Annotated in this window: 34 protein-coding genes and 1 riboswitch; of the genes, 17 read left to right on the plus strand and 17 right to left on the minus strand. The window is 61.8% G+C overall.

Translation table 11 applies throughout. The features are described from left to right. Positions 1-65: 65 nt before the first annotated feature. Positions 66-905 carry a hypothetical protein gene (locus ACWFSR_RS01490; protein WP_129072924.1) on the minus strand — a complete coding sequence of 280 codons (840 nt, stop codon included), beginning with the start codon at positions 903-905 and terminating at the stop codon, positions 66-68. 272 nt (positions 906-1,177) lie between these two features. Here ACWFSR_RS01490 and ACWFSR_RS01495 point away from each other — a divergent pair, with 272 nt between their 5' ends. From ACWFSR_RS01495 to ACWFSR_RS01510, 4 genes are all read left to right on the plus strand, one after another. Next, positions 1,178-1,852 (plus strand): hypothetical protein, encoded by a 675-nt coding sequence (locus ACWFSR_RS01495; RefSeq protein ID WP_129072925.1) that lies wholly within the window; start codon positions 1,178-1,180, stop codon positions 1,850-1,852. Positions 1,853-1,959: 107 nt separating this feature from the next. Continuing rightward, a complete protein-coding gene (locus ACWFSR_RS01500; protein ID WP_129072926.1) occupies positions 1,960-2,628 on the plus strand; it encodes a hypothetical protein in 669 nt (222 codons plus the stop codon). A gap of 86 nt (positions 2,629-2,714) precedes the next feature. Then, positions 2,715-3,416 carry a hypothetical protein gene (locus tag ACWFSR_RS01505; RefSeq protein WP_447522893.1) on the plus strand — a complete coding sequence of 234 codons (702 nt, stop codon included), beginning with the start codon at positions 2,715-2,717 and terminating at the stop codon, positions 3,414-3,416. After that, complete coding sequence (locus tag ACWFSR_RS01510; protein WP_447522894.1) at positions 3,416-4,078, plus strand: hypothetical protein; 663 nt, start codon at positions 3,416-3,418, stop codon at positions 4,076-4,078. Before ACWFSR_RS01505 ends, ACWFSR_RS01510 begins: the two co-directional genes overlap by 1 nt. A gap of 36 nt (positions 4,079-4,114) precedes the next feature. Here the strand turns inward: ACWFSR_RS01510 and ACWFSR_RS01515 are convergent, their stop codons facing one another. The 4 genes from ACWFSR_RS01515 to upp form a co-directional block, all read right to left on the minus strand. Further along, the gene (locus ACWFSR_RS01515; protein WP_447522895.1) at positions 4,115-4,438 is read right to left on the minus strand and encodes a DMT family transporter; all 324 of its coding nucleotides are present in this window, start codon (positions 4,436-4,438) and stop codon (positions 4,115-4,117) included. Positions 4,439-4,447: 9 nt separating this feature from the next. Then, a riboswitch (guanidine-III (ykkC-III) riboswitch) is annotated at positions 4,448-4,513 on the minus strand. A 40-nt stretch (positions 4,514-4,553) separates the two neighbouring features. Further along, the gene (locus ACWFSR_RS01520; protein ID WP_447522896.1) at positions 4,554-5,180 is read right to left on the minus strand and encodes a pyridoxamine 5'-phosphate oxidase family protein; all 627 of its coding nucleotides are present in this window, start codon (positions 5,178-5,180) and stop codon (positions 4,554-4,556) included. A gap of 86 nt (positions 5,181-5,266) precedes the next feature. Further along, a complete protein-coding gene (locus ACWFSR_RS01525; protein ID WP_447522897.1) occupies positions 5,267-6,061 on the minus strand; it encodes a winged helix-turn-helix domain-containing protein in 795 nt (264 codons plus the stop codon). A 331-nt stretch (positions 6,062-6,392) separates the two neighbouring features. Further along, complete coding sequence (upp, locus tag ACWFSR_RS01530; protein ID WP_197108370.1) at positions 6,393-7,025, minus strand: uracil phosphoribosyltransferase; 633 nt, start codon at positions 7,023-7,025, stop codon at positions 6,393-6,395. Between the two features lie 43 nt (positions 7,026-7,068). On the opposite strand from upp, the gene ACWFSR_RS01535 reads away from it, so the two are divergent. After that, positions 7,069-7,521 carry a nucleoside deaminase gene (locus ACWFSR_RS01535; RefSeq protein ID WP_307783977.1) on the plus strand — a complete coding sequence of 151 codons (453 nt, stop codon included), beginning with the start codon at positions 7,069-7,071 and terminating at the stop codon, positions 7,519-7,521. Positions 7,522-7,585: 64 nt separating this feature from the next. Here the strand turns inward: ACWFSR_RS01535 and ACWFSR_RS01540 are convergent, their stop codons facing one another. Both ACWFSR_RS01540 and ACWFSR_RS01545 read right to left on the minus strand, forming a co-directional pair. After that, positions 7,586-7,969 (minus strand): hypothetical protein, encoded by a 384-nt coding sequence (locus ACWFSR_RS01540; RefSeq protein ID WP_197108368.1) that lies wholly within the window; start codon positions 7,967-7,969, stop codon positions 7,586-7,588. Positions 7,970-7,986: 17 nt separating this feature from the next. Next, positions 7,987-8,949, minus strand: coding sequence for a cation diffusion facilitator family transporter (locus ACWFSR_RS01545; RefSeq protein ID WP_197108366.1), 963 nt, complete (start codon positions 8,947-8,949; stop codon positions 7,987-7,989). 23 nt (positions 8,950-8,972) lie between these two features. Here ACWFSR_RS01545 and proC point away from each other — a divergent pair, with 23 nt between their 5' ends. Then, the gene (gene proC, locus ACWFSR_RS01550) at positions 8,973-9,800 is read left to right on the plus strand and encodes a pyrroline-5-carboxylate reductase (protein WP_197108357.1); all 828 of its coding nucleotides are present in this window, start codon (positions 8,973-8,975) and stop codon (positions 9,798-9,800) included. Positions 9,801-9,849: 49 nt separating this feature from the next. On the opposite strand, the gene ACWFSR_RS01555 is transcribed toward proC, so the two are convergent. The 6 genes from ACWFSR_RS01555 to ACWFSR_RS01580 all read right to left on the minus strand — a co-directional run bounded on the left by ACWFSR_RS01555 (position 9,850) and on the right by ACWFSR_RS01580 (position 16,402). Then, complete coding sequence (locus ACWFSR_RS01555) at positions 9,850-11,097, minus strand: sugar ABC transporter permease (protein ID WP_197108347.1); 1,248 nt, start codon at positions 11,095-11,097, stop codon at positions 9,850-9,852. Then, positions 11,094-11,918, minus strand: coding sequence for an ATP-binding cassette domain-containing protein (locus ACWFSR_RS01560; RefSeq protein ID WP_447522898.1), 825 nt, complete (start codon positions 11,916-11,918; stop codon positions 11,094-11,096). The genes ACWFSR_RS01555 and ACWFSR_RS01560 overlap by 4 nt, the downstream gene beginning before the upstream one ends. A 66-nt stretch (positions 11,919-11,984) precedes the next feature. Then, positions 11,985-13,061: an ABC transporter substrate-binding protein gene (locus ACWFSR_RS01565; protein WP_447522899.1), complete on the minus strand. Its 1,077-nt coding sequence runs from the start codon at positions 13,059-13,061 to the stop codon at positions 11,985-11,987. Further along, positions 13,058-14,266, minus strand: a complete 1,209-nt coding sequence (locus ACWFSR_RS01570; RefSeq protein WP_197108337.1) for an ROK family transcriptional regulator — start codon at positions 14,264-14,266, stop codon at positions 13,058-13,060. Before ACWFSR_RS01570 ends, ACWFSR_RS01565 begins: the two co-directional genes overlap by 4 nt. 50 nt (positions 14,267-14,316) lie before the next feature. Next, positions 14,317-14,988, minus strand: a complete 672-nt coding sequence (locus tag ACWFSR_RS01575; RefSeq protein WP_197108335.1) for a potassium channel family protein — start codon at positions 14,986-14,988, stop codon at positions 14,317-14,319. Next, positions 14,981-16,402 carry a potassium transporter TrkG gene (locus ACWFSR_RS01580; protein ID WP_197126339.1) on the minus strand — a complete coding sequence of 474 codons (1,422 nt, stop codon included), beginning with the start codon at positions 16,400-16,402 and terminating at the stop codon, positions 14,981-14,983. Before ACWFSR_RS01580 ends, ACWFSR_RS01575 begins: the two co-directional genes overlap by 8 nt. A gap of 82 nt (positions 16,403-16,484) precedes the next feature. Here ACWFSR_RS01580 and ACWFSR_RS01585 point away from each other — a divergent pair, with 82 nt between their 5' ends. From ACWFSR_RS01585 to ACWFSR_RS01595, 3 genes are all read left to right on the plus strand, one after another. Further along, complete coding sequence (locus ACWFSR_RS01585) at positions 16,485-16,967, plus strand: ArsR/SmtB family transcription factor (protein ID WP_197108333.1); 483 nt, start codon at positions 16,485-16,487, stop codon at positions 16,965-16,967. A 151-nt stretch (positions 16,968-17,118) separates the two neighbouring features. Then, complete coding sequence (locus ACWFSR_RS01590; RefSeq protein WP_129072959.1) at positions 17,119-17,313, plus strand: helix-turn-helix domain-containing protein; 195 nt, start codon at positions 17,119-17,121, stop codon at positions 17,311-17,313. 138 nt (positions 17,314-17,451) lie between these two features. Beyond that, entirely contained in the window at positions 17,452-17,550 is a 99-nt protein-coding gene (locus ACWFSR_RS01595; RefSeq protein ID WP_003792170.1) for a 30S ribosomal protein bS22, read from the plus strand. Positions 17,551-17,635: 85 nt separating this feature from the next. Here ACWFSR_RS01595 and ACWFSR_RS01600 read toward each other — a convergent pair whose 3' ends face one another. Continuing rightward, entirely contained in the window at positions 17,636-18,400 is a 765-nt protein-coding gene (locus ACWFSR_RS01600; protein WP_447522900.1) for an HAD family hydrolase, read from the minus strand. A gap of 18 nt (positions 18,401-18,418) precedes the next feature. On the opposite strand from ACWFSR_RS01600, the gene ACWFSR_RS01605 reads away from it, so the two are divergent. The 3 genes from ACWFSR_RS01605 (at position 18,419) to ACWFSR_RS01615 (ending at position 19,267) form a co-directional block, all read left to right on the plus strand. Continuing rightward, the gene (locus tag ACWFSR_RS01605; protein ID WP_197108329.1) at positions 18,419-18,682 is read left to right on the plus strand and encodes a glutaredoxin family protein; all 264 of its coding nucleotides are present in this window, start codon (positions 18,419-18,421) and stop codon (positions 18,680-18,682) included. Further along, entirely contained in the window at positions 18,679-18,978 is a 300-nt protein-coding gene (locus tag ACWFSR_RS01610) for a Dabb family protein (protein ID WP_197108327.1), read from the plus strand. Before ACWFSR_RS01605 ends, ACWFSR_RS01610 begins: the two co-directional genes overlap by 4 nt. Before the next feature lie 109 nt (positions 18,979-19,087). Then, a complete protein-coding gene (locus tag ACWFSR_RS01615; RefSeq protein WP_197108325.1) occupies positions 19,088-19,267 on the plus strand; it encodes a YegP family protein in 180 nt (59 codons plus the stop codon). A gap of 53 nt (positions 19,268-19,320) precedes the next feature. Here the strand turns inward: ACWFSR_RS01615 and ACWFSR_RS01620 are convergent, their stop codons facing one another. Both ACWFSR_RS01620 and aspS read right to left on the minus strand, forming a co-directional pair. Then, positions 19,321-19,611 carry a hypothetical protein gene (locus ACWFSR_RS01620; protein WP_197108323.1) on the minus strand — a complete coding sequence of 97 codons (291 nt, stop codon included), beginning with the start codon at positions 19,609-19,611 and terminating at the stop codon, positions 19,321-19,323. A gap of 85 nt (positions 19,612-19,696) precedes the next feature. Further along, positions 19,697-21,025: an aspartate--tRNA(Asn) ligase gene (aspS, locus tag ACWFSR_RS01625; RefSeq protein WP_197108321.1), complete on the minus strand. Its 1,329-nt coding sequence runs from the start codon at positions 21,023-21,025 to the stop codon at positions 19,697-19,699. Positions 21,026-21,092: 67 nt separating this feature from the next. Here aspS and ACWFSR_RS01630 point away from each other — a divergent pair, with 67 nt between their 5' ends. The 5 genes from ACWFSR_RS01630 to ccsB are packed head-to-tail and all read left to right on the plus strand — an operon-like array spanning position 21,093 to position 25,686. After that, positions 21,093-21,728, plus strand: a complete 636-nt coding sequence (locus ACWFSR_RS01630; RefSeq protein WP_447522901.1) for a histidine phosphatase family protein — start codon at positions 21,093-21,095, stop codon at positions 21,726-21,728. After that, a complete protein-coding gene (locus ACWFSR_RS01635; RefSeq protein ID WP_447522902.1) occupies positions 21,725-22,315 on the plus strand; it encodes a TlpA family protein disulfide reductase in 591 nt (196 codons plus the stop codon). The genes ACWFSR_RS01630 and ACWFSR_RS01635 overlap by 4 nt, the downstream gene beginning before the upstream one ends. After that, positions 22,315-23,058: a cytochrome c biogenesis CcdA family protein gene (locus ACWFSR_RS01640; protein WP_197110499.1), complete on the plus strand. Its 744-nt coding sequence runs from the start codon at positions 22,315-22,317 to the stop codon at positions 23,056-23,058. Before ACWFSR_RS01635 ends, ACWFSR_RS01640 begins: the two co-directional genes overlap by 1 nt. Positions 23,059-23,113: 55 nt before the next feature. Then, positions 23,114-24,688, plus strand: a complete 1,575-nt coding sequence (resB, locus tag ACWFSR_RS01645) for a cytochrome c biogenesis protein ResB (protein WP_447523432.1) — start codon at positions 23,114-23,116, stop codon at positions 24,686-24,688. Continuing rightward, positions 24,685-25,686: a c-type cytochrome biogenesis protein CcsB gene (gene ccsB, locus ACWFSR_RS01650; RefSeq protein ID WP_307784162.1), complete on the plus strand. Its 1,002-nt coding sequence runs from the start codon at positions 24,685-24,687 to the stop codon at positions 25,684-25,686. Before resB ends, ccsB begins: the two co-directional genes overlap by 4 nt. Positions 25,687-25,848: 162 nt before the next feature. On the opposite strand, the gene ACWFSR_RS01655 is transcribed toward ccsB, so the two are convergent. Continuing rightward, complete coding sequence (locus ACWFSR_RS01655; RefSeq protein ID WP_447522903.1) at positions 25,849-26,463, minus strand: hypothetical protein; 615 nt, start codon at positions 26,461-26,463, stop codon at positions 25,849-25,851. Between the last annotated feature and the right edge of the window lie 32 nt (positions 26,464-26,495).

Raw genomic sequence — 26,495 nt, forward strand, 5'->3', positions numbered from 1 at the left:
TTTCCGCGCAGATGAGCAGCGACGTTCGGTTGCCGCTCGATGTGCCGCTCGCTCCGGCAGGAAAGCTAATTCAGCGCCACGATCTGGCCGACCGCGGTGTCGAGCTGCACCATGCTGCCAAAGGTTGCACCCTTAAGCGTCATGACGTAATTGGAGCCATCTGCCGAGGGGGCATAGTTGACCACGGTGCCTTCGGGCAAGATCGTGAGCGCGTGCCCGTCCGGTGTCGAGAGGGTGCCGCCGGGGGTGGCAAGGCTGAGGCTGGCGGGCTTGCTCTGCGGCGCGATCTGCTTCAGCACGAACTGCACGGTGCCAAGATGTTGAATGAGCGCCATCCGTTCTTCGGCGGCGGACGCGAATGACGCAGGCGCGGCGACCGGCGCTGGTGTGATGATCTCGGTGGTCGGGCCGGTCCCGCCGTTAGCCGCGCTTTCGGCGGGCGTCGACAGGGCTAAGCCTTCCGAATCAAACGTGAATTCTGTCTGCGCGACCTGAAATGTCAGGGGAGAGTTGAGGGCCGACCCGTTGAGATAGAAGTTGGCGACAAGTGCGGTCATCAGAAGCGTTCCGAAAGCTCCCAGAAGGATGCCAATGATTGGACTTAGCCGGGCGGTGGCCTCCCGGTAGTGGCGAAGTCTGAGGGCGTAGAAACCGTAGGCGATCGCGGTGATTCCCGCCGTGGAGGCAATGTATCCGTTCCCTGCTCCCGCCGAGGCGACGGGGAACAGGGCAAGCCCGGCAGCGATGATGCCGAAGAGCAGCGAGATTCGTCCGGGCCCGTTGCGCACCAACTTCCGCGGGGCGAATGTGGTCGTCGACTTATTCGACGGGTAACGGTAGCTATCTGCCGGACGATAGTTGTTGTTCTCGGGCGGCGACCAATCCCGTGGTCCAGCTTGCTTCATCAATTCCCCTCGACTCGCACCCCCGCGCGAGCATCACTCAATTCTGGCAGCCTAGTGTCAGGCGGGGACAACCCCAGAAGGGGTGGTCGACTCGGCCGGTTGCGACGGCCGACAGGTGTTCCTTGCCCCACGTTTCCTGCGCAAAGCGGGGAGGCGGCTGACCCCGACCGCGGGTCAATACCGCGAACGCTTCAGAACGCCAGCCCGCCAGCCCGCGACCCACCCTCATTCGCGGGCTGGCGGGAGTGCGCAAAGTGACGCATGCTCGACAGATGATCCTCGGCGCTGGCACTGATAAGTACGCGGCGTTATTCGCTTACGTGGGTGCCACTGCGGTCATGCTCTCCGGTGCCTATCTCAGCTCGCCCGCCGGCGACGAATTCGTTGTGTTCTTTGGCTTAGCTATCTTCTTTGTGCTGGGCCCTCTCGGTGTCATTACGTTTTCCACGCTCGCGCTTCCGATTGTCTTCGTCCTCTGGAACGCCGCGTTACCTTCTGTGCTGGGTCTCGCCATTGTCATCCCTCTATCCATGGGCACCGCACTGCTCAATGTTGTTGTGGTCTTCGGCTGGATTGCCCACCTGCGCAGCGGGGTGCGAGTCGCCGACCGGCGTGCCGGTGACACCGTGTTGGGTCGAGTAGCCGCGGCAGTCTTGTTCGTCGTCGCGGGGTTTGTGTTCATCGTGCTGTGTGTAGTGGCGGGATACCTGGCTCTGAGCTCTGGCCAGGGAACAGCCCAACCCGGTGCCGGACCTTACCTGGCATCGTTCTTGTTCGCTGTCTGGTTGGTGGGGCTCGCCGCAGCGCTCGGCGGTCTTGTGCTGTGGGTGCTGAACGAGGTCCGAGGGAGGGGCAGCCTGTCTTGGGCGCTTGCCGACGCCCTTCTCCAGCTCGCACTCCTGGCGACGCTGTTGTTCGGGTCGGCTGGAGTCTCGCATCTCGGATAGGAGAAACCGCTCAAGCCGTCGTGGGCTACCCGCGGCGCGACATGAGCCACCCTCATTCGCGGGCTGGCGGGCTGGCGGGCTGCGGTCGTGTGCCCCATGATCAACTAATGACTCTGATCGACAATGCCACGCGCACACCGAAGAAGCGCAAATACATTGTTGGCGCCGGGGTGATGACCGTGGTGGCATTCTCGCTAGCAGGGCCAGGCGTTGTGTTCTCGCCGATCGCCGAGTTGGCCCTAGCGATCTATTTGGGTCCTCTAGGACTTGTCGCGCTCTTCTTGGGAGCGCTCCGTCTTCCCGAGGTGTACGGGATTTACGAGTGGATCACTGCTCTGTTTAGCCTAGTAATGGCGGTCGGCATTGCGTTCGTCAATGTCGAAATTCTTGCGCGGTGGCGCAGGCCTGCACCTCCGCTGGAGAGGCCGTTTGAAGCGGAGGAGCGTCGGCACGGTTGGCGCCAGCAGCTCGCCGCCGTTCTGTTCGTGGCGGCTGGGCTCGCGTTTATCTTTCTCTGCTTCTTCGCCGGGGGTACGGCGGGAACCGCCGGCGGGATTACGGTTCGTGTGCCGGTCGAACGGGCGAACCATCTGATCTTCCTGTCGGCGATCGTGTGGGTGCCGGGTCTTGTCGTGGCGATTGCAGGCCTGCGGCTGTGGATTGTGAATACCCGTCGCGGGGAGCCCGTGCTGCGGTGGGCGATCGCGGACCTCGCGATCATGCTGACGCTCATCGGCATTCTGTGGGCCGACGTCACGCAGGGCGCAGCGCCCTAATCCTGCGCCCTCGGTGCACACCGCGCGCCGCGAGGGGCGGATCGGGCTGAGCCTGCCGCAAGGGCATGTTGGGTTACGCTCACTATATGACTCTCAGTGCCGTCGTCGATCGCTGGGCTATTCAGCTTGAGAGATGGCCGGTCACGGTCGGCTATATCGCCGGGGCCGGCGTGCTGAGTGCACTGTTCATCTGGTTCTCTCAATTCGACCTGCGAACTCTTCCGCTGCTGATGATCCTCTACCTTGGACCGCTGGGGCTTGCGGCCGCTGCCCTTCTGGCATTCCCCGTCACCGCGGTGTTTGCTCTAGCGAACTCTGCTTCAGACGTGGCGATCGCGGTTGCGATGGGAGCCGCGGTCGCGATGGCTACCGCGTCACTCAACGTGATCATCGTGAAGGGCAGACGTCGCCGACGAATCGCCGCTGCCACGCCTTCCTCTGAGGGGCTGAGTGGGGACGAGCCGGACGTGGCGCGGAGGTATGGGCTAGCGTTCAGCAAGCTGCTCTTCGCGCTTGCCGGTTGGGCCTTCATCGCGCTCTCCGTGATCGCGGGAGGCGTCATCCTGCTGGCGGATGGAATGTCGTCCGGCGTCTCGGTAGACGAGGCCGACCCGGTGAAATGTGCAGCTGCAGTCATCTGGTGGCCGGGCTTACTGATTGCTGTCGCCGGTCTTGTGACGTGGATTATTCGCGTCGATAAAGGAAGACCCGCTACCGCGTGGGCAGCGATCGATCTCGTGGCAATGCTCGTGCTCATCAGCGTTCTCTTAGACGTCAGTTCCCGCTAGTGGGCGGCGATTCGCGGCACATTATTGATCGTCGGCCCGCGCAGATCGGCTACATCGTCGGCGTGGGTGTCATCGCAGTGGTTGCTTCATCCCTCGGCCTCGCCGGCATCCTTCAAGGATGGATGCTCGTTCTTCTCGTGGTCGTCTGCTTGGGGCCGCTCGGACTCGCCATCTTTATCGTGGCCAGTTCCATCGCACTTTTTGTGACGGCGGTTCCTGGTTGGGCGATTATTGGTCTCGCCGCTGTCGTTTCCCTCGGCGTCGCATCCGTCAATGTCGTCAGCACCCGCCAATGGAGGGCCAGGCGGCTAATCGAACCCGACGCCCTCGCTCCCCGACACTTTCCGCCTGGCTGGGACCAACTCTATGGAGGCATCCTCTTTGTGTTGGCGGGCGGCGCGTTCATCGTGCTCTCCATCGTCGCAGGCTACGCGGCAGGTACCGCGGGTTATAACGTCCTCGCGTCCAATCTTGCGGATCGTGCTGACGAAGTGAAGTTTGTCGCCTCGGTCACGTGGTGGCCCGGACTGCTCATCGCAGTAGTGGGTCTCTTGTGGTGGAGAATGCGCGTGGGGCAACGGCGGCGAATCTTCTCGTGGGGGGCCCTCGACTTGGCCGCAATGCTGGGGTTAATCGCCGCGGTCGTGCACGCCTCGCGCTAGCCCTCTGCGCTGTGTCGGGGCCGCGGCAGGCGACCGCTAGTGGGCCGTGTCGACGAGCTTGAGCCCGACAATGCAGCCGATGAGTCCCGTAATGAGCAGCACCTTGATCCACGAGATGGGTTCGCCGCCGAAGACCATGGCGTAGGTCACGGTCAGCGCTGCGCCGATGCCGACCCAAATCGCGTAGGCGGTACCGATGGGGATCTCGCGCATGGCATAGCCGAGACCGCCCATGCTCACGAGAATGGCAACGCCGAAAATCACGGTCGGCCAAAGCTTCGTGAAGCCCTCCGACTTGCCGAGGGCGGTGGCCCAGACGGCTTCGAGCACGCCAGAAAGAATCAAAACAAGCCAATGCACAAGAGTCTCCTTGGCCAGTCTTTTCGCGTACCCGGTACTGATCCGTCGTCGGGAGCCGACTATTGCGGCTACAGATTCAGCGTATCAAACGGGGCATGACTTGGCGGGGCTGCGCTTATTCGAACGCCCGAACAGACTCAGGCACGCGGATGCCGCTGCGCAGGTCGGGCGTGGCAACAACCTCAACGGCTCGAGCTCCCCACCGCACCTGCCCGCCCCACGCGTCACCGGCGATATCGTCGTCGGTGTCATCGGGCCAGTCGTCGGAGGTGCGCAGCGACCATTCCGCGATCGGCAGCGCAAGCACGAGGGTGGCGGCGAGTTCTTTCTTGCTGCTGGGGCGCACTTCGGCCAGACGACCGGGAATCATCTTCTCGGTGATGGCGTTGACGGCGGCAGCTTTTTCCTCATCCTCGAGCACGCGAAAGGAGCCGAACAGCACGGCGCTGCTGTAGATGAGCGACGACTCGAAGGCGGAGCGCGCGACGACAATGCCACCGACTGCCGTGACCGAGATCGCGACGGGCGCACCAGAAACGAGCCGCATCCAGCGTGAACCGCTCGACCCGTGCACGATCAACTCATCGCCGAGGCGAGCAACCGCGGTCGGCAAAACGCCGGGGGTTCCGTCGTCGTGAACATAGGCGACGTTCCCGACGATCTCCGAGTCGAGCAGCGCGTCGAGGGCTTCTCGATCCCGTGACATCTTCTCGGGCATCCGGGTGGCATCAGTCGTTGTCATCCGGTCAGTGTGACACGCGCCAGCGCTGAACCTCTACGTCGAGCGAGAGTGGTTCTCTGCACCCGCAGCGACGGCGCGAACAGCCGCTAGATGAAGTCGGGGCTGGGGGTCGAGGCGAAGCGCACCGAGACATCCGGATGACGGTCGTAGCGGTACCCGATGCCACGAACCGTACGAACAACATCTTCGTACGCGCCGAGCTTGGAGCGCAGGCGACGAATGTGCACGTCGATGGTGCGTTCGTTGGGCGCTTCGTCGTCTTCCGCTGACCACAGGGTGGAGATGAGCTGCGCGCGGTCGATGGTCTGCGATTCGCGCAGGATGAGGAACTGCAGCAACTCGAACTCTTTGTAGGTGAGGGCTGCGGGCGCGTCATCGATGAGCACGCGCTTGCGGGAGAGGTCAACGACCACACCGCTCGCGGGCTTCTCTTCGGGCTCTTCAACCTGGCGGTGCTTCGCGAGAGCGGAAGGGTCTTGCAGGGCGAGGCGCACGACGTCGACGTCGCGTCCACCGGCGCCCACGGGGGCGAGGGCAACGGCGGCGTGAGTTTCGGCGTTCGGTACGAGCTGCTGCGTGAGGAGTTTGAGCTGTTCGACGATCGCGCTGAGGTCGGTGCCGGCTGCGGCGGCCTTGAGCTCGTCGATGCCGACGTAGAGCACGAAGCCACGAGCTTCGGTTCCCTGCGGAACAGCGCGCAAGTGCGGTGCGTCAGCGGCTGGCGCGGCGGGTGCCGGTTTCGGCGTTGCGGGGCGCACGCTGCGAGCGGGCTGCACGGCAATCGACAGGTCGCGGGCCGGCGGAGTGTAGGTCGGTGCCAACGCGGGAGCCGCAGAAGCGAAAGAGGTGCGAGTGGTGCGTTCGATTGTTGCAAGTGACATGGGTCCAGAAATCCTTGGATAAGGGGTGAAGGGCCTCTAATGATGAGGGTGTGATCCTTCGGAAAAAAATAATGTGTCGAGCTAGATAGTCGCCGTTATGAGGACGAAGATCTGAGGGGCATCCCATCTGGTGAGAATGCCCGGCGCAGGTAGGCCGACTAGGCACACATTCGACAACACGAAACGTCGCCCGCCACCGCAGTGCTCGTAAGCATCGCGCTAGCGGTCCTGGAAGCCACGAGGGCGGTCAGGTCGCGAGTTTGTACAGTCATGGTTGCAATGATGTTTCATGCAGCGCGCCTCTGTCAAGTTGCGCGCGACAATTGTGCTGCTAGACGAGACCGTATAGTCGGTCGCCAGCATCGCCGAGGCCGGGCACAATGTAGCCGTTCTCGTTGAGGCGTTCGTCGAGCGCGCCGAGCACGATCGTGACGTTTTGGCCTTCCATGGCCTTTTCGACGGCGGCGAGACCTTCGGGGGCTCCGAGGATGCAGACGGCCGTGACATCCGTAGCGCCGCGGTCGAGCAGGTACTGGATGGCCGCAATGAGCGAGCCACCGGTGGCCAGCATGGGGTCAAGAACGAAGCACTGGCGGTTCGACAGATCGTCGGGCAGGCGTTCGGCGTAGGTGTCTGGCTTCAGCGTTTCTTCGTTGCGCACCATGCCCAAGAATCCGACTTCAGCGGTCGGAACGAGCTTGACCATTCCTTCAAGCATTCCGAGCCCGGCACGAAGAATTGGCACCACGAGCGGCTTGGGCGAGCTGATTGCCACACCCTTCGTCGCGGTAACGGGGGTCTCAATGTCGACCTCTTCGACGCGCACCGAACGGGTCGCTTCGTACGCCAAAAGCGTGACTAGCTCCTCCGTCAGCGCCCGAAATGTGGGGGCCGCGGTGTTCTTGTCGCGCAGCACGGTGAGCTTGTGCGTGATGAGCGGGTGGTCGGCAACGTGAACTCGCATAGGCTAAATCTACTTGAGGTACGGACCACTTGGAGAACCGATCGTGACAAAGTTCGATCAATGGATGACGCTGGCCATCGCTGAGGCCAAGCTCACAGCTAATTCTGCCGACGTTCCCGTCGCTGCTCTCGTCTTTGATCAGAACGACAATCTCGTCTCCGTTGGGCGCAATGAGCGGGAGCTCACGGGCGACCCTACGGCGCACGCCGAGGTTGTGGCAATCCGGGCAGCGGCCGCGGCCACCGGTTCGTGGCGCCTCGATGAGATGACTCTCGTGGTCACCCTTGAGCCGTGCACGATGTGTGCTGGCGCGATTCTGCAGGCCCGCATCCCGCGCGTGGTGTTTGGGGCGTGGGACGAAAAAGCCGGCGCATCAGGCAGCGTTAACGATTTGCTGCGTGACCGCCGGCTTCCGCACAAGGTCGAAGTTGTGGCGGGCATCCAAGAGGCTGAATGCGCCGCACTGTTGACGGACTTTTTCGAAGCCCGACGCTAGCGCCCGCCTAGTGGAGCTAACCCCGCAACGTACATAGCGCGCGGGGCCAGCTCTCGGTGCGTGCTTAGTGCCAGAGCACCGCAACGAACACGTTGATGAGGGCGCCCATGCCCGCAAGGTGCAGGAACGGCAGGGTGGCTTTCTTTTCGCTGGTGCCAGCGCTGAGGGCCTTGGCCTGGCGTGAGCGCGCGATCATGACGGCGACGAGCACAACGATCGCGAAGATCAGTTTCACGGCGATCTTGGCGTTGTTGACGTCTTCGTCGTTCATCTGCACGAGGCCAACAAGGATGAGTCCGGTGACGAGCTGCGTGATGGCACCGATCAGCATGGTGCCCAGTTCGAAGCCTTCTTTGCGGCGCAGCTGGAGCGCGAACGAGCCAATGATCAGAGCGAGCCCCAGAATGTGTAGCGCGAGCACGGTGTGAATGATTGGTTCGAAGTTCATGGTTTCGGGTTCCTTCGTTAATCGTTGCCCACGATGACGATGGCATCGGTGGGTGGGGCAGCTTCGGGAGGGCGACGGTAGACATCGGGCTCGATATAGATGACGCGGGCCATCGGCTCGGCCTCACGAATCTCTCGTTCGACACTATCGATACTGGCAGCCACGTCGCTCACCCGGGTCTGCGCTCCGAAGTCGATCTTGGCCGCAACCATGAGTTCTTCTGGCCCGAGGTAGAGCGTCTTCATGTGGATGAGCGAGCGAACGTCGGGGTGGGCGTTGATCGTGTCGCGGATGAGGTTGCGCTGCTTCGTGGTTGCACCTTCGCCCACAAGCAAGCTCTTCGTTTCGATGCCGAGGACGACAGCGACCAAAATGAGCAGGATACCGATGGCGATCGTGCCGATGGCATCCCACATTGAGTCGCCAGTAACGATCGTGAGACCGACACCAAAGAGGGCGAGAACGAGACCGAGCAGAGCAGCGACATCTTCGAGCAGCACGACGGGCAGCTCGGGGGCTTTGGCGTGGCGCACGAAGGCAATCCAGCTCTGCTTGCCCCTCACGAGGTTCGACTCTCTTACCGCGGTGCGCAGCGAGAAACCTTCCAGCACGATGGCAATCAACAGCACTGTGATCGGCAACCACGCTTGCTCAAGAGGGTGCGGGTCTTGCAGCTTGTTGATGCCCTCGTAGAGCGAGAACACGCCACCGACCGAGAACAGAATGATCGAAACAACAAAGGCGTACACGTAGCGCTCGCGACCGTAGCCGAACGGATGCTCGGCATCCGCCTGCTTCTTCGCCTTCTTGCCGCCGAGCAAGAGCAACGCCTGATTGCTGGTGTCCGCTACCGAGTGCACGCTCTCAGCGAGCATCGCACTGGACCCCGAAATCAAAAACGCAATGAATTTAGTGACAGCGATTCCGCCGTTCGCCACCATTGCAGCGATGATTGCCTTAGTTCCGCCTGACGCGCTCATGGCATCAATCCTAGGATGTTCACGTGACTACTTCTCTTCCTAGCATTGCAATTGTCGGCGCCGGATCAATGGGGGGTGCCATCCTGCAGGGTTTGCTTGACCCCTCGGTGACTGTAAGCGGGGGCATCCGCGTCACAAATCGCACCGAGGCTAAGGCTGCTGTGGTGCGTTCTGAGGGCGTGGAGTCCTTTGCGCTGGAGAATACTCCTGATGGCAATGCGCGCGCTGTGAAGGGGGCAAAGGTCGTGATGCTGGGCGTCAAGCCCGCCATGATCCCCGACACCCTTACCGCCCTCGCCCCATTCTTGGAACCCGATGCGATCATCATCAGCGTTGCTGCGGGTGTGACAACCGCGCGCATGGAGGGCATCGTCGACAACGTCGTGTTGCGTGCCATGCCCAACACCCCCGCTATCGTCGGCAAGGCCGTGACCGGGCTCAGCGCCGGATCGCGCGCCACCGCGGATGACCTCGCGCTCGGCCGCGCCGTGTTCGAAACGGTCGGCACCGTCGTCGAAACGCCGGAATCGCAGATTGATGCGCTCAGCACCATCTCGGGTTCCGGCCCGGCCTACGTGTTCTTGATTCTCGAAGAGTTTTCTCGCACTGCGGTCGACATGGGGTTCACGCCCGAGCAGGCACTGACCTTGGTGGCGGGAACCTTCGAGGGATCGCTCGCCCTGCTGGCGTCATCCGATAGTTCTCCGGCGCAACTGCGTAAGCAGGTTACGAGCCCCAAGGGCACGACCGAGCGTGCGGTTGAACAGCTGCAGGCTGCCGACCTGAAGGCCATTTTCGACAAGGCGACCGCTGCGGCGCTCGCTCGGGCCACGGAGCTCGCTGCGGGCTAACGCCACCACCGGTTCACGCAGCCTCGTTTATGCGGCTGCGCGACCGCTTTTAGAAGCGGCCGTGCAGCGCGCGCGAACGACGAGACATCGAGTCGATGATCACGGCGAGCAGCAACACTGCTCCCGTGACCATGTAGCGCACCGATGAATCAAGGCTCAGCAGGGTGAGGCCGCTCGAGATCGACTGAATCACGACAATGCCCAGCAGGGCAGACCAGGCGCTTCCGCGACCGCCAAAGAGGCTTGCGCCGCCGATCACGGCTGCTGCGATGGCAGTGAGGTTGGTGTCGCCGCCGCCGCTGCTCTGGTTGGCGGCGGCAAGCCGTGATGCGGCCAAGACACCACCAAGAGTGGCGAGCATTGCGCTCACCATAAACACCGAAATGTAGACGCGATCCACTCGGATGCCGGCACGCCTGGCTGCTTCAACGTTGCCTCCGATGGCGTAAATTGAGCGCCCCCACCGCGTGCGCTTGAGCGCAAAGTTGACGGCCATCACGAGCACGACAAAGAGCAGAAACATGAGGCCGATGCCGCGGTCGGTGTTGAGATACCAGGTTCCCAACAGGAGCGCGACGAGCATGAGCCCACCGCGAAGCAGGATCGCGGTGCGTGACTCGGGCAGCAGGCCAGCGCGGATGCGGCGGTTGGCCAGCGAGAGATGCGTGCCAACGTAGGCGAGGCTTGCGAGCGCGGCGAGCAGGTAGGAGAGCCACGCAGGCAAAAACATGAGCTGGGCGAATTGCACGATCCATGAATCAAACGGAATATTGATCGAGCCGAGCTTGCCAAGCACCCACAGCTGGAGCCCAAGCACGCCGAGGAGGCCCGCGAGGGTGATGACGAAGCTGGGAACGCCAAAGCGGGTCAGCAAGAAGCCATAGAACCATCCGAACAGTGCTCCGGCGGCGAGCGCGGCGAGGATGGCGAACGGCAGCGGCCAGTTCAGCTGGGTAAACGTGACCGCCAGAATCGCGGCCGCGAGCCCGGAGAGCGACCCAACCGAGAGGTCGATTTGAGCGAGCAGCAATACGAGCACTACACCGAGCGCGATCGTGCCGAGCGCGGCGGACTGCATCGCAAGGTTCACGAGGTTCGCACTCGACAGGAATGTCGGGTTCAAGATTTGGAACACGGTCCAGATGAGGGCAAGACCCACGACAACGGGAATCGCCCCGAGATCGCCGCCTTTCACGCGTGACCGAAACCCGGCCCAGGACTCTGCGAGACCTGACGCGGGCGGCAACTCGACGGCTGGCGAGTTGTTCGTGGGCGGTTGCGGGTCGGAGGTGCTCATGAGCTGAGTCCTTCCTTGATGCGGGTGAAGGTCGCGCCGGTCAATCCAGCACGGCGACTCACCGCGTTGTCCATTGCGCCCGTAATCGCCGCGATGATGTCTTCGTACGTCACGTCGGCCACCGCGAAGTCACCGTTATTGCGGCCGAGCCGCAACACCACAACGCGGTCAGCCACGGCCTGCACGTCAGCCATGTTGTGACTCACCAAGACGATGCCGTGACCGCGCTCGCGGAGGTGCTCAATAAGGTTCAGCACCTCAGCGGTTTGAGCGACTCCGAGGGCGGCGGTTGGCTCATCCAACACCACAATCGACGGATTGCCGATGAGTGAACGCGCAATGGCGACTGTCTGGCGTTGCCCGCCCGAGAGCCCGGCAACGGGAGTGCGCACGGAAGGAATCTTGGCCGAGAGCTGCCGCAAGAGCGCCCAGGTCTGCTGCTCCATCTCGACCTCATCGAGCGCTCGAGTGCCGAGTTCGCGACCCAAGAACAGGTTCGACACCACATCGAGGTTGTCGCACAGCGCCAAATCTTGAAACACCGTCGCGATGCCCAAATCGCGGGCATCCGTGGGGTTCGCCAACGACACTTCGTCGCCGCGACAGGTAATAGTGCCCGAAGTGGCCGGATGCACGCCAGCGAGCACCTTCACGAGGGTCGACTTTCCCGCACCGTTGTCGCCAACGATCGCCACGACCTCGCCGGGATAAATGTCGAGCGACACATCGCTCAGTGCCTCAATCGCACCGAACTGCTTGCTGATTCCCCGCAGCGAAAGGATCGGCTCATCGTCTGAGGTGGCCGGAGTGACATTAGTCATTGTGGCTCTCTTCCTTGAGTTCGTTGACCGTTCTGAGTTCGTTGACCGTGCTGGTGTCGTGGGGCATTACTGAATCCCCGCCGCCGCACACGCTTGGGCATATTCGGTCGTGCAAATTTGCTCGACGGTGTAGAAACCATCAGCGACGACGGTCTCCATAATGTTGTCGATCGTCACGATTACGGGAGTGAGCAGTGTTGTCGGAACGCCGTTGGTTTCCTCGCTCTGTCCCACGAGTTGCTTGCCGTCGAGCAGCGCCACCGCGTGTGTCGCCGCGATCTCAGCCTCGCGCTTCAGATCCTTGTAGACGGTCATGTACTGGTCGCCGCTCACAATGCGTTGGATGGCGGTGAGTTCGGCATCCTGACCGGTGACGGGTGGCAGCGGGGCCACCCCGCCAGCCTTGAGCGCAGCGATCGCTCCGCCAGCCGTTGCGTCGTTAGCGGCGTAGACGCCAATGAGGCTGTCGCCGAACTGGGTGACCTGGCTCGCCATCCACTCCTGGGCTTTGTCTGGGCTCCAGTCGGGAGTGTCGAATTCGGCGACGACCGTATAGGCGCTGCCATCGATCACACTGTGCGCGCCCTTCTTGAACAGGCGCGAATTGTTGTCGGTGGGGGAGCCGTTGATCATCACAATGTTGCCCTCAGAGAGGCCCTGATCGGCGAGACGCTCGACGAGCGCTTTGCCCTGCAACGAACCCACTTTTTCGTTATCGAACGACACCCAGAATGCGAGTTCGGGGCTGCCAATCAGGCGGTCGTACGAAATCACGGGAACCTTGTAGGACTGGGCCGTCGCCACGATCGTTACCGCCGCCGAAGAATCCACGGGGTCGAGCACGAGCACGCTAATGCCCTGCGCAAAAGCAGACTCGGCCTGCTGTTGCTGCTTCGCCGGGTCCTGATCGGCATTCGCATAAATCACGTCGCACTCAGGGCACAGCTCGGCAACCTTCGCCTCAAAGAACGGGCGATCATAGGCCTCGTAACGCGCCGTCTTCGATTCGGGCAGCAGCAGCGCGATCGTGCGGGAGTTATCTGCCGACGCGTTAGGGGAAATCATCGCGCAGCCGCCGAGGGCGAGAACCGTTACGAGCGCGGTCGCCAGCAGTCGCACAATTCGAGAACGGGCGGATGTCACGAGGCCTCCGTTATCGAAGGCTCGGCGCTCAGCGTGGCGTCGGCTCCAATCGTGAGCTGATCAATCGCAAAGGCGATCGACCCCAACAGCTCGCTGCGCGGCCCCAGCTGGCTCTGCACAAGATCAGCAGCCTGCCCAGAGCCCACAATGACCGAACGTTCCATCGCGTGCCGCATCGGGCCCAACAGCAGCTCACCCGCCTGCGAGAGTTCGCCGCCCACAGCGATGCGCTCGGGATCAAAGACGTTACTCAGATTGCCGGCGGCGATGCCGAGATGGCGTCCCGCATCGGCAATGGCCCGGATGCACGCGTTATCCCCGGCGATTGCGCGCACCACCACATCGTGAAGCTTGAGACCGCGACGGCCAGTGCGCACCGACTCAACGATGGCTTGGCCACCGGCGAGGGTTTCGAGGCATCCACGATTGCCGCAGCGGCAGAGCGCGCCATCTTCGTCGAGAACCATGTGGCCAAATTCACCGGCAGTGCCGTGGTGTCCACGGAACACCGCGCCGTTCAGGATGAGGCCAGCGCCAATACCGTCGTCGATGCTGACGTAGAGAGAGTTCGGCTTGCCCCGCAGCGCGCCCGAGCGGTACTCGGCGAGCGCCCCCATGTTGGCGTTGTTGTCGACATACACCGGGCTATTGAGGCGGATGCCGAGAGATTCTGCGACGGGAACACCGTCCCAGCCGCGCATGATCCCCGTACGCGAAATGATGCCCGTCGATTGATCCATGGGGGCGGGCATCGCGAGACCAACCGCCAGGATCTCATCGTGCGTGGCATCGACTGATTCGAGCATGTCGGTGATGAGTTGGGCAGCCCGGTTGAGCTCGTTGTCAGCACGGTGGTCTTTCGCGAGCGGCATGTGGTGCTCGGCGACTACCGTGTGGGCGACATCCGAGAGCGCTACGCGCATGTGGCGTTCCGAGAAGTGAACGCCAGCGACGAGGCCGAGGGCGCGAGCAAGCGTGATCTGGTGGGCGCGACGACCACTGCGCGTGCTCATGGTGGTCGCGAGCACTCCGGAGGTGACGAGCTCTTTGACAATGTTGGAGACGGTGGCTGGCGAAAGACCGGTAACCCCGGCCAATTCGATCTGTGTGAGCCCACCATGGTGCTTTACCGCGTCGACAATGCGAGCGCGGTTAGCTTCGCGGAGCGAAGTTTGCGACCCCGGGGTCGCCCGTTTTTTGCTCACGGAATCAAGATACAGGTAGCGAGTGCGCGCAGATCAGTCCACGAACGGGGCTAGGTCGCTAGTGTCGCGAACTTTTCGATGTCAACGGAGTTGCCGCTGACGATCACGAGGTCGTGATTCGAGATCACCGTCTCGGGAGTGGCGTAGGTAAATTCCTTACCGGGCGACTTCACCCCGACCACCGTGATGCCGTACTTGCGGCGTACTTGCGATTCGCTCAGCGGAAGGCCGCGGATGGGCTTCGGCGGGTACATCTTGACGATAGCAAAGTCGTCATCGAACTCGATGAAGTCGATCATCCGGCCAGAGACGAGGTGCGCGACGCGCTCGCCGGCCTCAGCTTCCGGGTAAATCACGTGGTTGGCACCGATGCGGTTGAGGATCTTGCCGTGGGAGCGACTGATGGCCTTGGCCCAGATCTGCGGAATCTTGAGGTCGACAAGGTTGGCCGTGATGAGCACGCTGGCTTCAATCGACGAGCCGACAGCGACGACAGCGATCGAGAAGTCTTGCGCACCGATCTGCTGCAGAGCGTCGAGGCTGCGAGCATCAGTTTGCACGGCGTGAGTGACGCGCTCCGACCATTTTTGTACGAGGCTGAGGTCAGCATCGATCGCAAGAACTTCGCGGTCGAGGCGCTGAAGTTGACCGGCAGTGGCCGCACCGAAGCGACCGAGCCCGATTACTAGCACCGGGGCATTGTGGGCGATCTTGTCAACCAACGATGGGCCTCTCTTCTGCTCTCGTGAACAATTGACGGCGCTGACTGGCCGCAAGGGCTGCCGCCAGCGTAACCGTTCCCACTCGCCCGGCCCACATTGTGGCGGCGAGGATGTACTTGCCGCCATCGGGCAGGGTCTCGGTCAGTCCCGTGGAGAGTCCACAGGTGGCAAAGGCAGAAATGACATCAAAGAGCACCCGGTCGAGCGGTTCTTTGGTTATCTGCAATATCGCGATGGTGGAGATGGCGACGATCGTTGCGCCCCACAGCGTGACGCTGACGGCGAGGCGAAGCACGTCGGTGGGGATGCGGCGCTCGAAAGCGTGCATGTCGTTGTCGCCGCGCGCTTCGGCGAGGGCGGCCAAGAACAGCACGGCCAGAGTCGTGACTTTGATGCCACCCGCAGTGGAGGCGGAGCCGCCGCCCACAAACATCAGCATGTCGAAGACAAGCAGCGTCGACCCATTGAGCTCGTTGATATCGATGGTGGAGAACCCACCCGAGCGCGTCATGGTCGATAAGAAGGTGGATGTCAGGGGTCTCGAAATCAGGCTTTGCCCACCAATGGTGTTGGTGTTGTTCCATTCGAGAATCAGCACAGCTAGCGCCCCGGCAAAGATCAACAACACCGTCGTGAAGAGGGTGAGACGGGCGTGCACCGAGAGACGAGCGCCACTCTTGAGGTTGCGAACCACCGCGAAGATCACGGGAAACCCGAGGCTACCGAGGAAGACGCCGACACCGATCGCTCCGAGCATCCACGGGTCTTGAGCGAAGGCTTCCATGCCGCTGACCGCGGGCACAAAGCCGGTGTTGGTGAATGCGGATGCCGCGAAGTAGAAGCCCTGCCAAATGGCGGGCCACACGTCGTAACCCTCCACGAGCAATCGCGGGATGATCACGAGGGAGAGCACGAGTTCAATGGCGAGCGCGCTGATCGCGACCGTCGCCAGAAGCCCACCGATCTCGCCAAGCCGGATCGCTTGTGATTCAGAAACCGGCCCGACGTGGATGCGCGAGGGGTTGGTGTCGCTCGCGGCGATGAGTCGTTGGCGAAGGCCTAGGCGGCGCGACACAACGAGGCCGAGCATGCTCGCCAGGGTGAGAACGCCGATTCCGCCCACTTGAAGACCAATGAGAATTGCGGAGTTGCCGAAGGCTGACCAGTGCGTCGACATATCGACGGTGGTGAGGCCGGTGACGCAAATCGCGGATACCGCGGTGAAGAGCGCGTCAACGAGGGGAGTTGCCTGACCGTCCCGAGCCGAGATCGGCAGCACAAGAATCGTCGTGAGAACGACTACGAGCGCCGAAAAGATGGCGATAGCGAAGCGCGCGGGGGTTGCCGCAGCGAAACGATCGATCACATCACGAACGCGGGCGAGGATGCTGCGTTCACGAGGGTGCGCACGCATAGGTGCCCAAGAACTCATAAAATTATCTCCCCACGCACAGGAGGCCATGGTACTCCTCAGAAACCCCCGGTACCCTATTGCAATGGCCGACATCTTTGACGTAGTAGCCGATTCAACTCGGCGTAGCCTTCTGACCGTGCTGCTTGAGCAGTACATCGCCTCGGATTCTCCGAGTGGCGAGCTGAGCGTAAGTGAGATTGTCGAGAAGCTCGATTTGAGTCAGCCGACCGTCTCTAAGCACCTCAAGGTGCTGCGCGATCACGGGTTGGTGTCGGTGCGTGAAGACGGCCAGCACCGCTATTACCGTCTCGACTCTTCTCCTCTTGAAGAGGTTGAAGACTGGCTGATTCCGTTCTTGAGTGCGGACTTCCAGGAAGACTTCGATGAAGAGCTGCTCGCGTCGACCGGCGCTTTCTCGGCCTGGTCGGGAGCGGATGTCGGAGACAACTTGGGTCGCCAAGTCGCCGATCGTGCTTACCAAGCTCGCACCGCACTTCACGATGTTGCGGAGGCTGCAAAGCACCTCCCGGGCACCGTGCGCTCTCGCATCTTCCGCAAGGATTAAGCGCGAGGCGCGCCGGGGGAGCGCGTTTAGGGGTGGACAGCGAGTCACACCAGCCCCTATTGTTACCGATTAGCACTTCAGTCACATGCTGGGTGCTTTGTGCAGTCGCTTTGTGCGTTCTGCAGTTGGTGAAACTAAAGGGGCTGGTCCGATGTCACGGGATCTATCTGAGATGCGCTTTCTCACCGTCGCTGAGGTGGCGGACATGATGCGCGTCTCAAACATGACCGTGTATCGTCTCGTTCACTCCGGTGAACTCCCGGCTGTTCGTTTTGGTCGCTCATTCCGCATCCCGGAATCGGCTGTAGCGAGCGCCGTTGCGCCCCCAATCTCCGAGGTTGGATAGCGGCGAATCGTCGCTGAGGGTTCATTCCCAGTTCATCGAGACTTTTAAACCCGCCCGGTGCGGTAAACTCTTCCGGTATGTCTTTCCGCGGTTCTGAATCGGACCGGGTCGGTTCGTTCAGAAATCAGTGAGGTTCCTATGGGTTCAGTCATCAAAAAGCGTCGCAAGCGTATGGCAAAGAAGAAGCACCGCAAGCTGCTTCGTAAGACACGCCACCAGCGTCGCAACAAGAAGTAACTAGTCCCAATGACTAGCGGCCGTCTTTCGAGACGGTCATAACTCGAACACCCGAACGTTCATCTGAACGATCGGGTGTTCGGCGTTAACGAGCGTCTTTGCGCACGATCTTGGCTTGCCGCTTCACGCGGCGCCGGGCTTCTTTGAGGCCGGCGCGGCTCAGCGGTAATACTGGCCAACCCATTTTTTGGGCATAGTGCGTGAGTTTCACATCCGCGTTCACGGCAACACGATTACCCACTGCGCTCAGTAGAGGGATGTCGTTGCTGGAATCGGAGTACGCCCAGCAGTCAGCGAGGTCGGCGCCCAGTCGCCCAGCTAGCTCTGTGGCGACGGCAGCCTTTTCTGGGCCGTGAAGCACGTGCCCGTCGAGTTCTCCCGTGAGAAAGCCGTCTTCGGCGCGCACGCGGGTGCCGAGGGCCCCGGTGAGGCCGAGTCGTTCGGCAATCACTTGTGCCACGAACTGTGGCGTCGCAGTGATGAGCCACACTTCGTGGCCCTTCGCGAGGTGCTCTTTGGCCAAGTCGACGGTTTCGGGCCACAGGTTGGGCAGAATGTCACGCTCATAGATGGTCTCAGCCAGCTCAATGAGGGTCTGCAGGGAATGTCCGCCCACGATCTCAAGCGCCCGCTCGCGCGCGGATGTCATGTGTTTGTGGTTTTCTCCCACAGCGACGAACCGAAACTGGTGCCACGCAAAGCGAGCAATATCTCGCCAGCCCACGATTCCACGCCGCCAGGCTTCCTTGCTCAGATAGAAGGCACTGGCCCCTCGCATGAGCGTGTTGTCCACGTCAAAGAAAGCCACAACGGCGTTCTGGCTGGGTGGGGGCGACGTTACCTCGTGCATTCGCATTATTCTAGGGTCGTGCCCACGAAACGTCTCACTTTAATCGGCAAGCCGGGATGTCATCTTTGTGACGATGCCCGCGAAACGATCAATCAGGTCATCGCGGCACTGCCCTCAACCATCGAGATCGAACTCACTGAGCAGTCGATTCTCGAGGATGAGCAGTTGAATGCGAAGTACTGGGACGAGATTCCTGTTGTGCTCATCAACGACCGCGTACACACCATTTGGCGTGTCGAACCCGAGCGCCTCAGCGCTGCCCTTCTGGAGGAAACAGAATGATCCGTCACGTTGTTATGTGGAAGCTCATCGCCGAAGATCCGGCAGACCAGAAGATCGCTGCGGATGCCATGGCGGCGGCGCTCGAACCTCTCGTCGGCAAGATCGATGGTCTCGAAGCGCTAACAGTGCGCCCGGACGTGGCAACAGTCGCCGGAAATTGGGACGTCATCCTCGTGTCTGACCACACCTCGGTTGAGGCCCTAGCGGCCTACGGAACTCATCCACTGCACGTGGAAGCAGGCGCCGTGGTGAAAGCAAACACGCGCGAACGCGCCTGCGTCGACTTCGAACTCTAAACCGGGGAGCGACACCGCCTCTTGCGGGCTGCTCATACCTCCGCATTAGGATGTGGGGCACTTACCGCGCTCTCGCGTGGTCCCGAAACGAGGATCGAAAGAGGAAACTATGAAGTTTCAAATCGTCAAAGGCAAGAGCGAGACGCAGCCATTCTTTTGGCGCATCGTTGCCAGCAACGGCCAGACTCTTGCGGTGAGTGAGAATTATGTCGCGAAGGCATCAGCCAAGAGTGCTGTGGAGTCCGTCATCAAGAATGCCGGCGGGGCCAGCATCGAAGATCTTTCGTAAAACAGGGTGTCAGTGCTCGCGGGGCATCCTCGCGAGCACGACCGTTGTGATTGCTACTTGCTGACTTCGATCGGACCAGTCATGTGGTCCTTGATGGAGTCGCGCTCGGCAGCCAATGACGCGAGCGTTCCGCTGTCGAGTCCTGGCTGCAGCATGTCGTCGAAGGGGTTGCCCATTCCACTCTTGGAGTGCACTACTTCGGCATAAGCCGTTGCTGCTGCCGCTACCTTGGCGCTCGCACGCTGGGCCTTCTTCAGCGAGACAGCACTGCTGCCTACGACCTCAGCATGCTTGTTGAGTGCCTTCTTCAGATCTTTGAGTGCGGAATCAATTTTCTTTGACATGGGGTCATCCTGCCTTAGTGAGCTATGCGCTGGCTATGGGTTCGGTGTGTCGAACTGTGAGGCCCTCGCGAGCCCCACAAGGCGGCTACGGAGTGAGGCGGGTTGGTCCCCGGAAAAGATAGGTGGCTTCCCGCAAGTTCGGAAGGCCGAGCAACAGCATCAGGACTCGACCGAGGCCCATGCCGAAGCCTCCGTGCGGCGGTACGCCGTAGCGGAAGAAGTCGAGATAGAAGTCGAGCTCTGCAGGGTCCATGCCCTTGTCGCGGATCTGCGCCTCCAACACATCAACGCGGTGCTCGCGCTGGGCGCCAGTGGAGATCTCGACGCCGTTGAACACGAGGTCGTAGCTGTTCGTGAGGCCTGCATCATCCGCGTGACGCATGTGGTAAAACGGGCGGATGCTGGCGGCGTAGTCGGTCAAGAAAACGAAGTCGTGATCGAAAGTTTCTTTCACGTAGGCGGCGATCTGGCGCTCGCCCTCAGGGTCCATGTCGGCGTCGGCGCGCGGCACCGTGTAGCCGCGGTCGCTGACGATCTGCTTAGCCTCGGCGAGCGGGATGCGGGGGAAGGGGCGAGTCGGCACCGTCATCTCGATGCCGAATAGCTTCTCGATCTCTTCGCCGTGCTTGTCTTTGACGGCCTGGAAGCCGGCAACCATGAGCTCTTCGTGCAGGTTCATGACGTCTTCGTGGCTGGAGATCCAGCTGATCTCGCTGTCGACCATCGTGAACTCGGTGGCGTGACGCGAGGTGAAGCTCGGGTCGGCACGGAAGCTCGGTGCGATCTCGAAGATCTTGCCGAAGCCAGCGGACTGAGCCATCTGCTTGAAGAACTGGGGGCTCTGCGCGAGGTAGGCCTTGGTGTCGAAGTAGTCGACTTCAAACAGCTCAGCCTTCGATTCGCTCGCGCTGGCCATGAGCTTGGGGGTGTGAATTTCGATGAAGTCGTTCTCAACCCAGTAGGTGCGCCAGGCGTGCTCAAGCGTGGTCTGGATGCGGAAGATCAGGTTGTTGCGCGGTACGCGAAGGTCGAGGAAGCGCCAGTCCATGCGCTTGTCAACACTGGTGTCTTCTGCAATTGGCGTCTCAGGGATGGCCTCGGCGGCGATCTCGATATCGGCAAGCTTGATCTCAACGCCGCCGAGTTTCACGCGCTCGTCGTGCTTCAACTCACCGGTTGCGGTGAGGAAGGTGCCCTGAGCGAGCCCGGAAATAATCTCGGCGAGGGGATCCTCTGCCGGGGTGCCGTCTTCGTTGAACGAGCGGGGGTGAACAAGCTGCACCGCACCCGACTCGTCGCGCAGCACAACGAACTGCACCTTCTTTTGATCTCGAACAGTGTCGACCCAACCCGAAACGGAGGTCTCTCCATCGCTAGCGGCGGCCAGGTTCTTAATGAGGGTGCGTGTAGTCACAGCGCCGAGTTTACAAGGGATCACGGGAGAGAAAGTGCGGGAGGGCTGCCGACGTAGACTGAATACCGTGCCAGCAGACCTCATCCATCTTGTCCGCCATGGTGAAGTGCACAATCCTGACCGCATTCTCTATGGCCGTCTTCCCGGGTATCACCTCAGTGAACTCGGTCATAAAATGGCGGATGTCGCCGCCGCAAGCTTCGCTGATCGACCGGTCACTGCCCTCTACGCGAGCCCGCTGCAGCGCGCCCAAGAGTCGGCGCAGCCCTGGTCGGAGCGCTATGGCTTCCCCATCACGACCGAAGAGCGCATCATCGAACCATCCAATTGGTTCGAGGGCGGTCGCCTGCGGTTTCCACAGGTTCTCGGCCAGCCGCGCGCGTGGCCGCACCTGATCAATCCGTTCAAGCCCAGTTGGGGTGAGGCGTACGTGAGCATTGAAGCCCGGATGCTCGCTGCCATTGACGAGGCATGGTCCGCGGCCGACGGCGGCGAAATCGTCATGGTCAGCCATCAGCTGCCCATCGTTGTTGTCGCCCGTTCCGTGAAGAAAATGCGGCTCGCCCATGACCCCCGCCACCGCCGCTGCACCCTGTCGAGCATCACGACTCTCGCCCGCGAGGGAGACCATTTCGTCGAGGTTGACTATCAGGAACCTGCGGGAGACTTGCTGGCAGCATCCATCGATTTAGGAGCCGTGTGAATCGCCGTCTCATCGCCGCTGTTGTGGCGAGCCTTGCTCTGTTTACCGTGTCGTGCTCCGGCGCCACTGAAAGTCTCGCGCAGCAGTACGAGAACGGGTCAGAAGAGGGCTACATCTCGGGTGACGGTTCGACCGTTGAGATTCCGGCCGACAGCCGCGATGAACCCATCACGTACGACGCAACCCTCGACACGGGCGACGCCGTCTCAAGCAACGACTTCGTCGGCTCCGTTTACGTCGTGAACTTCTGGTACTCGAGCTGCCCGCCGTGCCGCCTCGAAGCGCCTGACCTCGCCTCCCTGAGCGAGGAATACCCCGAGGTGCCGTTCTTGGGTGTCAACGTGTCCGACACGGCCGAAACGTCGCTCACCTTCGCTGATGAGTTCGGCATTCCGTATGCGTCGGTTGTGGATGCCAGAACCGCGGCCGTGCAGCTTGCGTTCGCCGGCTCCGTGCCTCCCAACGCAGTACCGACCACGCTCGTGGTTGACCGCGAGGGCCGAGTGGCCGCTCGCATCAGCGGGCTCGTGCGTGACCCGAGCATCCTCGCCGCGATGATCGACTCCGTCATCGCCGAGGAACAGTAGTGTCGAACCCGGTCGGGGAGCTCATTCTCGGCGGCAACCTCCTTCTGGCGATTCCGATTGCGCTGCTCGCGGGCCTCGTCTCGTTCGCTTCACCGTGTGTACTGCCTCTCGTGCCCGGCTACCTCGGCTACATCGGCGGGTTCACGAGCAATGAAGAGAAGGGCAGCACGAAGCGCCTTGTTCTCGGCGTGAGTCTCTTCATCCTGGGGTTCACCGTGGTCTTCGTGGCTTTCACGGTGCTGTTTGGCACGGCCGGTCTTCTGCTGCGACCGTGGCTCGATCTGATCACCCGCATTGCCGGGGCGCTCGTGATCGTGATGGGCGTCGTGTTCATCGGGCAAGTTACCTTCGCCCAGCGCACGATCAAGCCGAAGTTCAAGGTGGCGACCGGTCTTGCTGGCGCGCCGTTGCTCGGCATTGTCTTCGCCTTGGGCTGGACGCCCTGCGTAGGCCCCACCCTCATCGCCGTCGGAAGCATGGTGCTGGATGGTGGAGACCCCGGCCGTGCCGCCATCGTCGGCATCGCCTACAGCCTCGGTCTCGGCATCCCGTTCCTCTTGGTGGCGCTTGGACTCAACTGGGCAACCGGTTCGGTGGCGTGGATGCGCCGCCACATCCGTCTTATTAATCTGATCGGCGGAGCGCTGCTCGTGCTGATCGGTCTACTCATGGTCACCGGTGTGTGGCGTGCAATCGTGACAAGTTTGGGGGCGGTGATCGGTGGCTTCGACACACTCCTCTGATTCAGAAGCTGGCGATTCGGTAACTGGCGGGGATGCCACGCGTCCCAGCGACCACATGGACGCGCCGACGCCTGCGCCGGAAAGCAAGATCCAACAGCCGAAGCTCGGCTTTGTGGGCTACGCGCGGTTCTTCTGGCGCCAACTCACGAGCATGCGCACCGCACTGTTCTTGCTGCTTCTCTTGGCCGTGGCGGCGATTCCGGGTTCTCTCGTGCCGCAAATCACATCCGACCCCAACGGTGTTATTGCCTACCGCAACAATTATCCCGACACTGCAGCGGTGCTCGACTTCTTCCAAGTCTTCAACACCTACTCCTCGGTGTGGTTCTCGTCGATTTATCTTCTGCTCTTCATTTCACTCATCGGCTGTGTGCTGCCGCGCACCAAACACCACTTCGATGCGCTGCGCGCTCGCCCACCCAAAACCCCCGCCCGCCTTTCGCGGTTGCAGGGCTTCACGACCCGCACGACCGAGGCGGATGCCACAGCCACGATCGACTCGGCTCGCCGCCTGCTGCGCTCGCAGCGGTACCGCACCGAACTGTATGGCGATTCGGTCAGCGCCGAACGTGGCTACCTGCGGGAGACCGGAAACCTCGTCTTTCACGCCGCGCTCGTAGGCGTGCTCGTCACGGTGGGGATCGGCGGCGGCTTCGGCTACACGGGCCAGCGCGTCGTTGTTGAGGGGTATGCGTTCAGTAACTCTCTCGCCAGTTACGACTCCTTCAACCCGGGGCGCTTCTTCACGGATGACTCGCTCGATCCGTACACCGTTGCGCTCGACTCGTTCGAGCCGGTCTACGAAATCGAGAACCAACAAGCGATCGGTCAAGCGATTGACTTCACTGCGAATGTCACCACCACGGTGCGTGGCAGCGAACCGCAGCAGTCCCAGATCAAGGTCAACGCGCCTCTGAGCCTGAGCGGCACCAATCTGTATCTTCTCGGCAACGGCTATGCCCCGATCATCACGGTGCGTGACGCGGACGACAAGGTCATCTGGTCGCAACCCACTCCGTGCCTCCCGTTCGACGCCAACCTCGGCAGCACTTGCATCATTAAGGTCCCAGACGGACTCGATCAGCAGATTGGGATGCTCGGGTTCCTGTACCCGACCACGGGAACCCTCAGCTCTGGCGCACTTGCTTCCGTGTATCCCGACCTGGTCTCACCCGTGCTCACACTGGAGGTGTACGAGGGTGACCTCGGCCTCGATAACGGGCAGGGCACCAATGCCTATTCGCTCAACACCGACTCGCTCGATCAGATCGCGGGTCGAAACTCTGAAGCTGAAACCTTGCGGCTCACTCCCGGCGACAGGCTTGAACTGCCCGACGGTTTGGGCAGCGTTGAGTTGACGAGCATCCCGCGATTCGTCTCCATTGATGTGCACCATGACCCGTCGCAGCTGCCCGTGCTCTTGTTCTCGATGTTGCTGTTCGGCGGGCTCATCACGAGTCTCTTTGTGCCGCGCCGTCGCATGTGGGTAGCAGCCACAACCGACCCGTCGGGTGTGACAACGATTGAATACGCCGCCCTAGCCCGCGGCGACGACCCCAACCTCGAGTCAGCGGTCGCTGACTTCGCCGATAAGCATTCCCAGCAACTGAGAGTTAGGGTGGAATCGTGACTGAGACCTTCGTGTCGTATTCGCTGATTGCGGTCTATTCAGCGATGGCGATCTATACCTTTGCGTTCGTAATGTTCGCCGTCGACTTGGCGCGCCGCTCGGCGGAGTCGAGCGATGCTTCCGCAGCGAGTGCAACCGGGTTGGCTACGGCATCCGCCCAGCAGGCATCTGTATTGCAGGCGGCGGGTTCTGGCCGTACGGCAACGCTGACCGCGGGCCCCGCTTCAACGGGTGATGCTGCTGTTGCGCACTCGCCTAAGTCGTTGCGAATCGCCATGGCGCTGACCGTCATCGCCTGGGTGCTGCACGTGAGTGCCGTCATTTTCCGTGGAGTTGCCGCTGGCCGCGTTCCGTGGGCGAACATGTTTGAGTTCACGCTCACCGCAACAGCCCTGATCGTCGGCGTCTTCTTACTGGTGCAGTTCTGGCAAGACTTGCGCTTCCTCGGCTCGTTTATCACCGGGTTTGCATTGCTCGCGCTCGGCGTCGGCACCTCAAGCTTCTATGTGGATGTTGTGCCGCTGCCGCCAGCGTTGCAGTCGGCCTGGCTGGTCATCCACGTCTTCGTCGCCAGCCTCAGCACCGGGTTCTTTGCCCTCGCCGCCGGGCTCTCGATTGTGCAGCTCATGCAGTCGCGTCGCGAAGCGGGCAAGGCACTCAAGCTGCGCTTTCTCGACACCCTGCCGGCCGCTGACCGTCTCGAAACTCTTGCGTACCGACTGACGGTCGTTGGCTTCGTCATGTGGACCTTCACTCTCATCGCCGGAGCTGTCTGGGCCGAGCGGGCCTGGGGCCGTTACTGGGGCTGGGACACCAAGGAAGTCTGGACGTTCATCATCTGGACCATCTATGCCGGTTACATTCACGCCCGGGCAACCCGCGGATGGCGCGGCTCGCGTTCAGCGTGGCTCGCCATAGTGGGATTCGCCGCCATCATCTTCAACTTCACCGTCGTGAACCTCTTCTTCAAGGGACTTCACTCCTACTCAGGCCTGTAGAACCAGGCTCAGCGAGGCGCGTCATCAGCGCCTCTGTTTCGCCGTGCCCAGAGGGCTGGGCGCGCCGACGTCATGGCGGAAGAAAAACGCTGGGGCCGCACCGAGCTGAACCCCAGCGTTTGATCGGGGAGAGCCCCCAAGGGCTCAGTGTGGTGGGCCGCGTTAGCCTGCTGCAGTGAGCTGGATTGGCACAGTGGGCTTTCCCTCGCCGGTGCTGAACTGCAACAGCGGACCCTCGGCGCCGCATTCATACGGTGCCGAGTTGATGGGCGCGCTGGATAGGAAACTATTCGTGAGGTCGGCGCCATCCATCGTGACCCCAGACACGGTCACTGTGACGGCAATGTCGCTCACTTCTTGAGAGGTCGTAATCACTGTCTCGGTGGCGCTGTACTCTCCGCTGATGCCGCCGGTGATAGCGCCGGTTCCTTCTGTGCCTGCGACCTGCAACAGGATCGCAAAGTCGGGAGTGTAGGTGTAGCTCGTGGCGGTGAAAGCGAGCCCGGTGCCGCCCTCCACCGTGATGTCGAGTCCTTCGTTGGTGCCGCTGACTGCGGAGTAGAAGCGCTGCATCTGATCCTCGGCGATGTACCAGTCGCCGATGAGGCACTCGGGGCCGGTGGCGGCTTCTTCTTCCACTTCCTCGGGGGCCGTGGCATCCACTGCGGCATCGGTCGCGGTCGGCTCGTCGGACGGTGACGCGCAGGCCGTGAGGGTGGCGAGGCTGAGCAGGCTGACGGCGGCTACGGCACGCAAACGGCGCGACTCAATACTCATTCTTGCTCCTCGGATGTGCTTGCCGGTGGCGG

Source organism: Salinibacterium sp. NYA9b, assembly GCF_976973725.1.